The organism is Paraburkholderia lycopersici (assembly GCF_900096975.1).
In the GTDB taxonomy this organism is placed as follows: Bacteria; Pseudomonadota; Gammaproteobacteria; order Burkholderiales; family Burkholderiaceae; genus Paraburkholderia; species Paraburkholderia lycopersici.
On record NZ_FMYQ01000011.1, the window covers coordinates 153,858 to 166,522 of the forward strand.

A 12,665-nucleotide genomic window follows, 5' to 3' on the forward strand; every position below is an offset into this window, starting at 1 on the left:
AGCAGACGATGCAGGGCGCGAGGACACAGAAGCTGATCAACGACGGCGCCGCCGCTGTCGACGAGATGCTGGAGGGCATCATGGCCGCCCACGGCGACCTGCTGACGCGCAACGACAGCGCGCCGCGCGCCATCGTCGCGCGCAACGGTCCGCGCGACGGCAAGGTGGCGCTCGTGATCGGCGGCGGATCGGGGCATGAACCGACGTTCCTGGGCTTCGTCGGCAAGGGGCTGGCCGACGCGGCGGTGATCGGCAACGTCTTCGCGTCGCCGCCGCCGCAACCGGCCGTGGATGCCGCGCTCGCGGCGCATGGCGGCGCGGGCGTGCTGTTCATGTACGGCAATTACGCCGGCGACGTGATGAACTTCGATATGGCTGGCGAGATGCTCGAACTCGAAGGCATCGAGGCGCGCACGGTGCTGACGACCGACGACATCGCCTCGGCGCCGCGCGAGAAGCGCGAAACGCGTCGCGGCGTGGCGGGCAACGTGTTCATCTTCAAGGCGGCGGGCGCAGCCGCCGATCTGATGATGCCGCTCGACGAAGTGGAGCGCGTCGCGCGTCATGCCAACGCGCGCACCTACACGCTGGGCGTCGCGCTCGCGCCGTGCTCGTTGCCGCAGACGCGTCGCCGCAACTTCGAGATCGCGCCGGGTGAAATGGAAATCGGCATGGGCATTCACGGCGAGCCGGGCATGCGCCGCGAGGCGCTGCGCTCCGCCGACGCCATTGCCGACGAAATCATGGACGCGATTTTCACCGAGATGGATGCCGCAAAAGGCGATCGCGTCGCCGTGCTCGTGAATTCGCTCGGTTCCACGCCGCTCATGGAGCTGTACATCCTCAACCGTCGTGTTGCGCAGCGGCTGAAGGACGCGGGTCTCGTGGCGCATCGCACGCTGGTGGGGCCGCTTTGCACGTCGCTCGAAATGGCGGGTGCGTCGATCACGGTGATGCATCTGGACGACGAACTCGAGCGCCTCATCGATCACCCGTGCGAATGCGCGATGTTTCAGCAGAGGGCGGCATGACGTCCGCGCTGACGACCGCCGACGTGGCACGCCTCTTCCGCGAGCTCGCGGACACTATCGCGCAGGCGCGGGACGAGCTCTGCCGCCTCGATGGCGTGATCGGCGACGCGGATCACGGTATCGCGATGGAGCAGGGCTTCACCGCCGCCTCGCAAGCGATCGACGCGCTACCGGCGCAAGCCACGCTCGCGGATCAGTTGAACGCGGCGGCGAAGGGCTTCCTCAACGCGGTTGGCGCGTCGTCGGGGCCGCTTTACGCCACCGCGTTCCTACGCGCGGCGAAGGTTGCCGGCGCGCGGCACGCACTGCCGCTGAACGAGGCGCCGGGCCTGATCGTCGCCATGGCCGAAGGCATCCGCTTGCGCGGACGCGCCGGGATCGGCGAAAAAACCATGGTCGACGTCTGGGCGCCCGCCGCCGCAGCCATTGAACAAGGCATGGCGGACGGCTTGCCGGTGCGCGAGATCATGACGCGCGCGGGCGAGGCGGCAACGGCGGGCGCCGAGTCCACGATCGCGATGGTCGCGACCAAGGGGCGCTCGTCGCGTCTCGGTGAACGAAGCGTCGGACACGTCGATCCGGGCGCCGCCTCGGCTGCGATGGTGCTCAACGTGATCGCAGAAAACTGGAGGAGACATGACGCAGATTGAATGTGCCGACGACCGGCAACGCCGGCGCTCCAACGCAAGGGAGGTGAGCCAATGAGTGCGGTTGCTCCATCGATGAAGGGTCGCGGCCGGCGCAACGTTCGCATGGCGACCGAGATCGTGTTGCTGGCGATTTTGCTGGTTGCGATGGCGACGAGCACGAAGCTCGTGAAGATCGGCTCCGGCGCGGACTCGCAGACCCGTGAATTCGAGCCGGCGGCCTACGGGAAGACGCAATTCCCGAAGACGCGGGCGGCGATCGAAAAGCGCGCCGTCGATGCCGCCACGCTGGCTGCGGCCATCGCCAAAGATCCGGACGAGGCGGGCAAGCAGTACGGTGTGGCGGGCGGCGGCGTCGGTCCCGAGATGTCCGTGAAGTTCACGGGCGTAGCGGGCAAGGAAGACTCGGGCGTGTACGAAGTGAAAGTGCCGGGGTTGCCCGATTCGCTGGTCGTCCGCGTGCAGACGGGGCCGGCGATCAACGGCACCGATCTGCGCGACGGCACCGGTGACATCAGCTTCGGTCAGTTCACCAACCAGATCGACTATCAGAACGCCGGCTACGCGGTCAATGCGGAAATGAAGAAAGAGGTCTTGTCGAAAATCGATACGGCCAGGCTGACCGGCAAGACCCTCTCGGTCGTCGGCGTGTTCCAGCTCGTCAATCCGGACGGCTGGCTCGTCACTCCCGTGAAGCTGGACGTCAAATGAGCACCGCAATCCCAATCACGGCACCGGCCGAAGCGAAGGGCAGCGTGTTGCTGTCCGCGCGCGACATCGTCAAGTCATACGGCGGCGTGCACGCCCTGAAGGGTGTGAACTTCGAGATCCATCGCGGCAAGGTCACGACGCTGTTCGGCGAAAACGGCGCGGGCAAGTCCACCTTGATGAAGATCCTCTCCGGCGTGGAAAAGCCGACGTCCGGGGAGATCGAACTCGATGGCGAGCGGGTCGCCTTTGTTTCGGCGAGCGATGCGCGCGATCACGGCATCTCGATCATTCACCAGGAGTTGAGCCTCGCGCCCAATCTGAACGTGCGCGACAACATCTTCATGGGCCGGGAATTGCGCACGCCGACGGGCGTGGACTTTGCCGGGGAGGCGCGCCAGACGCAGGCGCTGATGGCCGATCTCGAGGAAGAGATCGACCCGATGACGCTGATCCACGACCTGCGCCTCGGCCAGCAGCAGGTGGTGGAGATCGCGCGTGCGCTCTCGGTCGATTCGCGCATCCTCATCATGGACGAGCCGACTTCCGCGCTGAGCGCCTCCGAGGTCGAGGTGCTCTTCAGGGTGATTCGCGACCTGACGAGCCGCGGGGTTTCGATCGTGTACATCTCGCATCACCTCGAGGAGGCGTTGCAGGTCACGGACTATGCCGTGGTGTTGCGCGACGGCAGGATTACCGCGACGGCCGAGAGGAAGGACATCGACCTCGGATGGATCGTGCGCAACATGGTCGGCGAGAATTTCGATCTCGGCTCGCCGCCGACGGGGTACGCGTTCGGCGAGGCGGCGCTCGACATCGACGACCTCAGCGTTGCCGGCGAATCCGGCACGGGCGCCCCGGCGGTCGATCATCTGTCGCTCAAGGTGCGCGCGGGCGAGATCGTCTGCATCTATGGATTGATGGGCGCGGGCCGCACGGAACTGCTCGAAGCGGTGGCCGGCCGCACGCGGCTTCCCGTCACGGGGGGCAGGGTGCTGCTCGAAGGCGAGGACATGGCGTCGCTGGGTATTGCCGAACGCATCGCGAAGGGCCTCGTGCTGGTGCCGGAGGATCGTCAGCGCGATGGTCTCGTGCAGACCATGAGCGTCGGCTCGAACCTGTCGCTCGCGAGCGTGCGCTCCTTCGTGAGGAGGCTGCTGATGTCGCCTGCCGCCGAGCGCGATCTCGTCGGCGAATCGATCCGCAACGTTCACGTCAAGACGGCGGGAGCGGGCGCATCGATCCGGTCGCTATCCGGTGGCAATCAGCAAAAGGTCGTGATCGGCAAGATGCTCGCAACCGGGCCGAAAGTGATCCTGCTCGACGAACCCAGCCGCGGCATCGACATCGGCGCGAAAGCGGAGGTGTTTCGCCTGCTCGCGGAGAACGCGAAGAAAGGCCTGGCCGTCGTGTATTCGACTTCGGAAGTCGGCGAGTGTCTGAGCGTCGCCCATCGCATCGTCGTGATGCGGCGCGGCAAGATATCCGCCGAATTCGGCCCGGATGCCAACAAGGACGACATCATGGCCGCCTCGGGCGAAGCCGTTGTCGTCTGATCGTAGCAATGCCAGGAGACATTCAACATGAGCCATGCCGCCAAAACATCGGGACCTCATCGCTTCGGCGCGGAGGGGATCGACCTTGGCAAGATCCTGCTCGAAGGACGCGCGTTTTTCGCGCTGATCGCCATCGTCGTCATCTTTTCCTTTCTGTCACCCAATTATTTCGCACTAGAAAATTTTCTGACAATGGCCTCGCACGTGGCCATCTACGGGATTCTTGCGATCGGCATGCTGCTCGTGATCGTCAACGGAGGGATCGATCTGTCGGTCGGCTCCACGCTCGGGCTTTCCGGTGTCGTCGCGGGTTTCTTCATGCAGGGCGTGACGCTGAACATGTTCGGCGTGGTGCTGTATCCGTCGGTCTGGGTGGTCGTGGTGCTGTGCTGCGCGCTCGGCGGCTTCATCGGCCTCGTCAACGGGATTCTCATCGCGCGTTTCAGGGTGCCGGCCTTCGTCGCCACGCTCGGCGTGATGTACGTCGTGCGCGGCTTCGCTCTGCTGATGACCAATGGTCTGACCTATAACAACCTGGGCGGCCAGGCCGATCTGGGCAATACGGGTTTCGACTGGCTGGGCTTCGACCGGCTTTTCAACGTGCCGGTAGGCGTGCTGATTCTGGCTGTCATCGCGGCCCTCTGCAGCATCATGCTCAATCGCTCGGCATTCGGCCGCTGGCTTTACGCCTCGGGCGGCAATGCTCGCGCGGCGGAACTCTCCGGCGTGCCGGTGAGGCACGTACAAATCAGCGTGTACATGCTCTCCGGCATCTGCGCGGCGATAGCCGGGCTGATTCTCTCCTCGCAGCTCACTTCCGCCGGTCCGACGGCGGGGACGAGCTACGAACTGACGGCCATCGCGGCCGTGGTGATCGGAGGCGCGTCGCTGATGGGCGGTACCGGCAATATCCGCGGCACGCTGCTCGGCGCATTCGTGATCGGCTTCCTGTCCGACGGTCTCGTGATCATCGGCATCTCGTCTTACTGGCAAACCGTATTCACCGGCGCGGTCATCGTCCTCGCGGTGTTGCTGAACGCCATTCAATATCGCCGCCGCGTCAAGCGTCCCGCGCCGACCGGTGGACAACTGGCTTCTCCGCAAAGCGGCGGCAAGGCATAAGCAGTACGACCGGCAAGCGGGAAGTGTACTGAAACCCTACGTCATTACCCATTCAGGAAGAGACCTCACATGACCATGAAGACAAAGACCATGATCCTTGCTGCCTTCGCCCTGGCGGCGCCCTTGTTCGTCGGACAGGCTCATGCGGCCGGCGGCCTCATCAGCATCATCGTCAACGATCCCGCGAACCCGTACTGGCTTGCCGAAGGCAATATCGCCGCGGCCGAAGCCAGAAAACTCGGTTACACGGCCAACGTCTCCGCGTCGAAAGGCGACACGAATACCGAGAGTCAGCAGATCGACACCGCCATCACCAACAAGTCGGTCGCGATCATTCTCGACCCGGCGAACGCCAGCGGTTCCGTTGGCGCCGTAAAGAAGGCGGTCGCCGCGAATATTCCGGTGTTCCTCGTCAATGCGGAAATCAATCAGCCGGGTCTCGCCAAGGCGCAACTGGTTTCGAACAACGCGCAAGGCGCCGCGCTGGGCGCCCAGCAATGGGTCAAGGATGTCGGCTCGAAGGGTAATTATGTCGAACTGCTCGGCGCACCGTCCGACAACAACGCCGCGACGCGCTCGAACGGCTACAAATCCGTGCTGAGCCAGTATCCGGATCTGAAACTGGTGGGCTCGCAGGTGGCGAACTGGGACCGCACGCAAGGCTTCAACGCAACGCAGAGTCTGATGCAGGCGCATCCGGACGTGATCGGCGTCATCAGCGGCAACGATGAAATGGCACTTGGCGCGATCGCGGCGCTCAAGCAGGCAGGCAAGCTCAAGAGCGTGAAGGTGGGCGGCTTCGACGGTTCGCCCGCCGCGGTCGATGCGGTCAAGGCTGGCGAGTTGCAGTACACGGTGCTGCAACCGGTTGCCGTATTTTCCGCCAAGGCGGTGCAGGAGGCAGACCAGTTCCTGAAAACCGGCAAGACGGGTGCATCGGGCGAGAAGCAGCTTTTCGACTGCGTGCTGATTACGAAGGCGAATGCTTCGAAGTACACGGCGCCGTTCGTGATGTCGAAGTAAGTTGACGGGCGTATTTATCCGTGCACCGGGCTGGCGGTTTGGATCGCTTCCGTTGGTTCCGGCGCGACATGCGCTGCGAAACCGCTGCGAAACATAAGCGCATTTGTGCAACAAGGTAACCATGACTGATTCCCTGTTTTGGGTCGGTACAAGCTGGAAGATGAACAAGACGCTGGCGCAAGCCATCACGTTTGCCGAGCGCATGCTCTCCAGTCCGGACGATCCGCGAATTCAGTGCTTCGTGATTCCGCCTTTTACCGCGATTCGCGAGGTCAAATCCATGCTTGCGGAGACTGGCGTCAAGGTTGGCGCGCAAAACATGCACTGGGCCGAGCACGGCGCGTGGACCGGCGAAATTTCTGCACAGATGCTGGTCGATTGCGGAATGGACCTCGTCGAACTTGGCCATTCCGAGCGGCGCGAGCATTTTGGCGAGACCGACGACACCGTGGGCCTCAAGGTAGAGGCGGCCGTTCGCCACGGGCTGACGCCGTTGATCTGTATCGGCGAGACGCTCGCCGACAAGCAAAGCGGCCGCGCCGTGGAAGTCCTGGCTGCGGAAGTGCGCGGCGCACTGGCAAGGCTCAGCCCGCAACAGCGCGCGGTGCCGATTCTGCTCGCGTACGAGCCCGTGTGGGCCATTGGCGAACGCGGCGTTCCCGCCAGCGCTGAATACGCCGATGCGCGACAGGCGGAAATCGGTCAGGCAGCGCAGGCGATTCTCGGGCGCCGCATACCGTGCCTGTACGGCGGCTCGGTCAACCCGGACAACTGCGCGGAACTTGCCGCCTGCCCGAATATCGACGGGCTGTTCATCGGCCGTTCGGCGTGGGACGTCAGCGGATATCTGGACATATTGAAGCGCGTCGGGGCCGTCCTCTGACTTCGATGCGTGCTTGCAAACCCCAATTCTCAAGGAGATCGTCATGAAAGTGGCCATTGGAGGGGACAGCGCCGGAGTCGGATTGGCCCGCGTGCTGGCCGACTATCTGAAGGATCGCTTCGAAGTCTTTGAAGTGTCGAGCAACGAATCGAATCCTAACGAGTTCTATGCCAATCTCTCGGACCGCGTGGCAACCGGCGTGGTCAGCGGCGCATACGACCGGGCGATTCTTGTCTGTGGCACCGGCATTGGTGTCAGCATATCGGCGAACAAGGTACCAGGCATTCGCGCCGCGTTGTGCCACGACACCTACTCCGCAGAACGCGCGGCGCTTTCGAACAACGCGCAGATCATTACCATGGGTTCGCGCGTGATCGGGCCTGAAGTGGCCAAAGCTATCGCCGATGCCTTTCTGGAAAACACCTTCGATGAAAACGGACGAAGTGCAGGCAATGTCGCGGCAATCAACGAAGTGGATTCAAAATATCACCATCGGTAGCGCGCGTTAAATGTTGTTGGCGCGTCAAGAACGCATGCGGCGCGGCACATTACCGGCCATTATGTTGGGTAATTCCTGCCTAAAACCGGACCCGAGTTATGCTGCTCCGGCGACACGATGACCGGCCGCTCGTCGATGCCCTGTGCAACTTCGGTCAGCCACCTGGCATAGCGCAGCCGGAGGCGCACCTGTAGATATTCCGGCGCTGCGCGTGCAAGGTCGTCAATCATATGGATACCGAAGTAACTCGCGCTTCTCGCTAGCCTTCGGTCCGATGCCGTTCACCTTGCGCGCGGGTGGGCGAGGACCTGGTGAAGACGCTTCGCTGGGGATTGCCGATGAGGCACGCGCGACGTTCATTCATGCCCGAGGATCATCCCATCCGAACGCTGCGCGCGTTGCACTTCCGCGAAGCAGTTCGCGATGTGCTCGAGTTCGGCGCGGCTGTCCGGCAGCCGCGCGGTGGAGACGCGCAGGAATTCCCCCGTCCTCGGCCCGACATGGCAGCGCTGGCCGCTGCCGACCGAAATGCCGTGCGCCGCGAGCGAGACGATGGCCGTTTCCTCGCTCGGCACGCGTACCCAGAGATTCAGGCCGTCGGCGCCCTGCACGGCGAAACCGCGCGCCTGCAACAGTTCGAGCAGCATCGTGCGCCGGCTCGCGTAGCGCTGCCGCGCTCGCGCGACCGCCGCACTGGTGCGTTCGTCGTTGATAAGCCAGGCCAGCGCGCCTTGCAGGATGCGGCTGTTCATCGCCGCGCCGAAGCTGCGCAGGCGCCGCATCCGGTCGATCAGCGATGACGAGCCGCCGACCACGCACGTACGCAGGTCGATCCCGTACGTATTGCAATAGCCGCGCACGAGCAGGGTGCGCTCGGGGAGGAGCGCGCCCATGCTCGGCGCGTTGACGAGCGAGAGCGGGCCGATGAAGTCGTCTTCGACGATCTGGGTGTCGGGGCTCTGCTGCAGTTCGCGCGCGAGTTCTGCGAGACGCGCCGCGTCCACTGCGTGCCCGAGCGGCACCTGCGCGCGCGGCTGATAGACGAATGCGGCCGGACGGCGCGCGAGCGCCTCGCGCAGCGACCCGGGCGTGGGGCCGTGGCCGTCGCACTCGACCGCGATCAGTTCGACGCCGAGCGTGGTGCAGATATCGAGCAGACGCGGGCTCGTCGGCGACTCGATCGCCACGGCGCCGCCTTCGCCCGCCACCGCCTGGATCGCGAGCAGCGTGCCTTCGGTGCCGCTGCCGGCGGTGCTCCACGCGTGCGGCCGGAACGGCCAGGTGGGCGCGACGGCGGCGACGAGGCTCGGCACCGCGTGCTCCTTCGACGCGCGATGCACGGACGGCTCGTCGAGCCCCGCGACGAGCGCCTGCCGCAGGTCCGGCAGCAGCGCGTAGTCGATCAGCCCTTGCGCGAGATCCCACGATTGCGTGTCCGGCGCGCCGGAACTCCCGGCGACGCGCGGCCCGATGTCGATCACGACCGTGCCGCCGCGCCGGCGCGTCTCGATCATCCCGAGGTCGCGCAACCGGGACCACGCTCCGGCGACCGTCGCGGGGCTTACGCCGAGCAGCGGCGCCAGCATTCGCACCGTCGGCAGCCGGGCGCCGGTTTGCAGCCGGCCGGTGCGGATCAGGTCGCGGATGCCCTGCACCAGGTCGCCGCCGCCGTCGGTCTGAACATAACGGGCCAGCCATTCGGCCTCGGCCAGTTGACCGGTCTCCGAATCGAGGCTGGCAGGCGGGGTTTGTCGCTTCGTCATTCAATCGTCCGTTGCTGTGATTCGCGCTGTGAAAGAGGCATCATGTCCCGGCCGGTCAGGAGTTCCGGCCGTTTCCCGGTCCGCCAGTCTACGCCACTCCGGGCGGTCGCCCGCGCTTTCCCATCGGCATTTTCGCTGCCGCAGGGTGGAGTGAACATATTTATATGAGATAAACATATCTGAATATGTTACTGGAACAAAACACTTCCGAGGGATTTAATTACGCCACGGCAACTCACAACGACTCTCAGCGAGGCATTCCCATGAGCGAGCAACGCAGCGCAACCACGACGACCATTGGCGTGACCGGGCGCTATCTGGTGGACAGCCGCGGCAATCTTTTCGCGTCCGATTCGCCCTCTGCGCGCGACGGCGACACGGTGGCCGTCGAGCCGTCCGAACTTCTGCTCTCGGCGCTCGGCGTGTGCGCGCTCGGCAGCGTCGAGAAGGCCGCGCGCGAATTGAGCCTCACGGTGAAGCACGCGACGGCGGCCGTCGATTCGGTGCGCGACGCCGAAGACCGCACGCGTTTCGAGCGCGTGCACATCGACGTGACGGTGCACGGCGTCACGCAGCAACAGGCGCAGCAACTGATCGACCACTTCACGAGCGGCTGCGTGATCTACAACACCGTGCGCCGCGGCGGCCCGATCTCGGTCGCCGTGACGGCCCATCCCTGATCCGTTCGCACGATTCCACCGACAACCGAAAGCAATCATGGCACGCACACCGTTTCACCTCGCATGGTTCATTTCCCGCGGCTTTGGCCCGAAGGCCTGGCGTCTGCCATGGGGCGGCCCGAATCCGAAGGGCTGGACCTCGCCCGACCTGTTCGTCGATCTCGCGCGCGCGCTCGAACGCGCGGCGTTCGACTACGTGATGATCGAGGATTCGTCGAACATCCCGTACACGTACCAGAACTCGCACGATACCTATCTGCGCTACGCGGTCGATTCGCCGAAGCTCGATCCGGCCGTGCTCGCGTCGTTCCTGATCCAGGCGACGCGGCGGCTCGGCGTCGTCACGACGATGTCGACCACCGAATATCATCCGTTCCAGCTCGCGCGCCTCACGAACACGCTCGACCACGTGAGCCAGGGCCGCGCCGGCTGGAACATCGTGACCGGCAGCAACGACGGCGGCGCGCAGAACTTCGGGCTCGACCGCCAGTATCCGCACGACCAGCGCTACGAGATGGCCGACGAATACGTCGATCTGGTCATCAAGCTGTGGGAGTCGTGGGACGCGGATGCGGTCGTCATGGATCAGCATAACGAAATATTCGCGGACCCGGCCAAAGTGAGGCCCGTGCATTTCGAGGGCCAGTATTTCCGCTCGCGCGGACCGCTCGGCGCGCCGCGCTCGCCCCAGGGCCGGCCGGTGATCTGCCAGGCGGGCGGCTCGCCGCGCGGCCGCCAGTTCGCCGCGCGCTGGGCCGAGACGGTGATCGGCACCGCGCGCAGCGTCGCGTCGATGAAGGCGTTCCGCGACGACGTGCGCGCGCGGGCGCGCGAGGCGGGACGCGACCCGGACAGCGTGAAGGTGCTGTTCCTGATCACGCCGATCATCGACGAATCGCGCGAGAACGCCGAGATGCGCCGGCGCGCGCAGCTCGCCGACGCGGAGAAGCATCTCGACGCGCATCTCGCATCGCTCTCGCGCACGAGCGGCATCGACTTTTCGAAGTTCGACCTTGACGAACCGCTGCCGGAGCTCACGTCGAACGGACACCAGACGCTCGTGGCGCAGTACACGGGGCGCACGCTGCGCGAGATCAGCGGCAGCGGCAAGATGCTGTCCGACGTGAACCTCGTGGGCACCGCGCCGGACGTCGCGGCGAGGCTCTCCGAGATCGTCGACGAGGTGGGCGGCGACGGCTTTCTGCTGATGGACCCCGACCTCACGCGCCGCTACATCGCGGAAATCACCGACGGTCTCGTTCCCGAGCTTCAGCGGCTCGGCGTCGTGCGCACGCAGTATGAGCACGAGCGGTTCCGCGACAATCTGCTGGCGTTCTAGCGCATACGGCGGTCCGGGCGTTCGGTGCCGCGGACCGCCGGTTCCCGTAACGCAGTTGCGTCAATTCATCAGGTATCCTGCTTATCATGTACGCTAACCAGTCCATTCGGGAGTCGTCGGCGGCGGGCACGACGTCGATCACGCGGGAAGCATGGGTCGTGCTCGCGATCGTCACGACGTTCTGGATCGCGGACGGCTACGACACGTTCGTGCTGCTCGTCACAGGCCGCCCGGTGCTGGCCGAACTGTTGCCCGCCGAAGTCTCGCACGCCTTCGCACGCTACCTCGGCTATCTCGTGACGATCACGCTCGCGGGCTGGGCGACGGGCGGCGTGCTCGGCGGCATCATGGGCGACCGGCTCGGCCGCCGCAAGACCATGCTGCTGGGCGTGGCGCTGTACAGCGTCGCCACGACGGCTTCGGCGCTGACGCCGACCTGGCAGTGGCTCGCGCTCGCGCGCTTTCTCACCGGTGTCGGCATCGGCGCGGAGTGGGGCGTCGGCACTTCGCTGCTGCAGGAAGTGTGGCCCGAGAAGTGGCGCACGCGCGGCGCGGGTCTGCTTCAGGCGGGCTTTTCGGTGGGCGGCTTGCTGGTGTCGGGGCTGTGGATCCTCGTCGGTTCGACGCTCGGCATGTCGTGGCGCTGGATGTATCTGTTCGGCGCCGTGCCGCTCGTCATCGTCGTCGCCGTATATCGGCGGATTCCGGAGTCGACGCGCTGGACGAAAGCGCGCCACGAAGTGAATCCGCTGGCGCTGTTCGCGCAGCCACAGGTGCGGCGGCATCTGGTCGGTGCGCTCGCGGTGTCGATTTCGATCACGGGCGGCTGGTGGGCGGTCACGTCGTTCCTGCCTACGTTCGTGGCGAGCCTCGCGCACACGCCGCGCGAAGCGGCGTCGCTCGCAGGCTGGGCGGGTGCCCTGTACAACTTCGGCGAGATCGTCGGCTGCATTGCGATGGGCTTTCTCGCGGAAGCGTGGGGACGCCGCCCCACGACGATCGTTTATCTGCTCGGCTCGCTCGTGATCGTGCCGTTCGTTTTCGCGGGGCTCGGTTCCGCGCAGGCGGTGACGATCGCGCAACTGGTGTCCGGCTTCTTCACGGGCGGGCTCTATAGCTGGTACGCGATCCACACGCCGGAACTCTTTCCCACCCGCATTCGCGCCACCGCGATTAGCGTCGTGTTCTCGGGCGCGCGCTATCTCGCGATGGCGGGCGCGATCGCGGCCGGCACGCTGGCCGCTGCGCTCGGCGGCTTCGGCAAGGTCGCGCTGTGGTTCGCGCCGATCTATCTGCTTGGCGTGGTCGCCGTGTGGTTCCTGCCCGAGACGCGCGGCAAGGGATTGCCGGATTGAAGCAGCCGGATTCGGGGGCGCAGGTTGCGCCGCGCCTGCACGGTTCGCCTATACGGCGG

12 protein-coding genes are annotated in these 12,665 nt (G+C 65.3%); 11 read left to right on the top strand and 1 reads right to left on the bottom strand.

Features of this window, described 5'->3' with window-relative positions; genetic code table 11:
* Positions 1–8: 8 nt before the first annotated feature.
* From BLU17_RS14420 to derI, 8 genes are all read left to right on the top strand, one after another.
* Complete coding sequence (locus BLU17_RS14420; protein WP_091997527.1) at positions 9–1,031, top strand: dihydroxyacetone kinase subunit DhaK; 1,023 nt, start codon at positions 9–11, stop codon at positions 1,029–1,031.
* On the top strand, positions 1,028–1,681 hold the full coding sequence (gene dhaL / locus BLU17_RS14425) for a dihydroxyacetone kinase subunit DhaL (protein WP_091997529.1): 654 nt from the start codon (positions 1,028–1,030) through the stop codon (positions 1,679–1,681). Before BLU17_RS14420 ends, dhaL begins: the two co-directional genes overlap by 4 nt.
* Positions 1,682–1,783: 102 nt before the next feature.
* Positions 1,784–2,389 (top strand): DUF2291 family protein, encoded by a 606-nt coding sequence (locus tag BLU17_RS14430; RefSeq protein WP_091997633.1) that lies wholly within the window; start codon positions 1,784–1,786, stop codon positions 2,387–2,389.
* Entirely contained in the window at positions 2,386–3,942 is a 1,557-nt protein-coding gene (locus BLU17_RS14435) for a sugar ABC transporter ATP-binding protein (RefSeq protein ID WP_091997531.1), read from the top strand. The genes BLU17_RS14430 and BLU17_RS14435 overlap by 4 nt, the downstream gene beginning before the upstream one ends.
* Positions 3,943–3,969: 27 nt before the next feature.
* The gene (locus tag BLU17_RS14440; protein WP_091997533.1) at positions 3,970–5,064 is read left to right on the top strand and encodes an ABC transporter permease; all 1,095 of its coding nucleotides are present in this window, start codon (positions 3,970–3,972) and stop codon (positions 5,062–5,064) included.
* Positions 5,065–5,133: 69 nt separating this feature from the next.
* Entirely contained in the window at positions 5,134–6,087 is a 954-nt protein-coding gene (locus BLU17_RS14445) for a D-ribose ABC transporter substrate-binding protein (protein ID WP_091997535.1), read from the top strand.
* A gap of 121 nt (positions 6,088–6,208) precedes the next feature.
* The gene (locus tag BLU17_RS14450) at positions 6,209–6,970 is read left to right on the top strand and encodes a triose-phosphate isomerase (protein ID WP_091997537.1); all 762 of its coding nucleotides are present in this window, start codon (positions 6,209–6,211) and stop codon (positions 6,968–6,970) included.
* A 43-nt stretch (positions 6,971–7,013) separates the two neighbouring features.
* The gene (gene derI, locus BLU17_RS14455; RefSeq protein WP_091997539.1) at positions 7,014–7,469 is read left to right on the top strand and encodes a D-erythrulose-4-phosphate isomerase; all 456 of its coding nucleotides are present in this window, start codon (positions 7,014–7,016) and stop codon (positions 7,467–7,469) included.
* Positions 7,470–7,825: 356 nt separating this feature from the next.
* On the opposite strand, the gene BLU17_RS14460 is transcribed toward derI, so the two are convergent.
* Positions 7,826–9,232 carry an aminotransferase class I/II-fold pyridoxal phosphate-dependent enzyme gene (locus BLU17_RS14460; protein WP_091997541.1) on the bottom strand — a complete coding sequence of 469 codons (1,407 nt, stop codon included), beginning with the start codon at positions 9,230–9,232 and terminating at the stop codon, positions 7,826–7,828.
* A gap of 263 nt (positions 9,233–9,495) precedes the next feature.
* Here BLU17_RS14460 and BLU17_RS14465 point away from each other — a divergent pair, with 263 nt between their 5' ends.
* The 3 genes from BLU17_RS14465 (at position 9,496) to BLU17_RS14475 (ending at position 12,606) form a co-directional block, all read left to right on the top strand.
* Complete coding sequence (locus tag BLU17_RS14465; protein WP_091997543.1) at positions 9,496–9,912, top strand: OsmC family protein; 417 nt, start codon at positions 9,496–9,498, stop codon at positions 9,910–9,912.
* 37 nt (positions 9,913–9,949) lie between these two features.
* Positions 9,950–11,251: an NtaA/DmoA family FMN-dependent monooxygenase gene (locus tag BLU17_RS14470; RefSeq protein ID WP_091997545.1), complete on the top strand. Its 1,302-nt coding sequence runs from the start codon at positions 9,950–9,952 to the stop codon at positions 11,249–11,251.
* 86 nt (positions 11,252–11,337) lie between these two features.
* A complete protein-coding gene (locus BLU17_RS14475) occupies positions 11,338–12,606 on the top strand; it encodes an MFS transporter (protein WP_091997547.1) in 1,269 nt (422 codons plus the stop codon).
* The last annotated feature ends 59 nt before the right edge of the window (positions 12,607–12,665 follow it).

What these genes read in the sequence shown, in the direction of transcription:
- derI (WP_091997539.1), top strand. Translation starts at nt 7,014, where the DNA reads ATGAAAGTGGCCATTGGAGGGGACAGCGCCGGAGTCGGATTGGCCCGC.
- BLU17_RS14450 (WP_091997537.1), top strand. Translation starts at nt 6,209, where the DNA reads ATGACTGATTCCCTGTTTTGGGTCGGTACAAGCTGGAAGATGAACAAG.
- BLU17_RS14465 (WP_091997543.1), top strand. Translation starts at nt 9,496, where the DNA reads ATGAGCGAGCAACGCAGCGCAACCACGACGACCATTGGCGTGACCGGG.
- BLU17_RS14435 (WP_091997531.1), top strand. Translation starts at nt 2,386, where the DNA reads ATGAGCACCGCAATCCCAATCACGGCACCGGCCGAAGCGAAGGGCAGC.
- BLU17_RS14460 (WP_091997541.1), bottom strand. Translation starts at nt 9,232, where the DNA reads ATGACGAAGCGACAAACCCCGCCTGCCAGCCTCGATTCGGAGACCGGT.
- BLU17_RS14475 (WP_091997547.1), top strand. Translation starts at nt 11,338, where the DNA reads ATGTACGCTAACCAGTCCATTCGGGAGTCGTCGGCGGCGGGCACGACG.
- BLU17_RS14470 (WP_091997545.1), top strand. Translation starts at nt 9,950, where the DNA reads ATGGCACGCACACCGTTTCACCTCGCATGGTTCATTTCCCGCGGCTTT.
- BLU17_RS14430 (WP_091997633.1), top strand. Translation starts at nt 1,784, where the DNA reads ATGGCGACCGAGATCGTGTTGCTGGCGATTTTGCTGGTTGCGATGGCG.
- BLU17_RS14445 (WP_091997535.1), top strand. Translation starts at nt 5,134, where the DNA reads ATGACCATGAAGACAAAGACCATGATCCTTGCTGCCTTCGCCCTGGCG.
- BLU17_RS14420 (WP_091997527.1), top strand. Translation starts at nt 9, where the DNA reads ATGCAGGGCGCGAGGACACAGAAGCTGATCAACGACGGCGCCGCCGCT.
- BLU17_RS14440 (WP_091997533.1), top strand. Translation starts at nt 3,970, where the DNA reads ATGAGCCATGCCGCCAAAACATCGGGACCTCATCGCTTCGGCGCGGAG.
- dhaL (WP_091997529.1), top strand. Translation starts at nt 1,028, where the DNA reads ATGACGTCCGCGCTGACGACCGCCGACGTGGCACGCCTCTTCCGCGAG.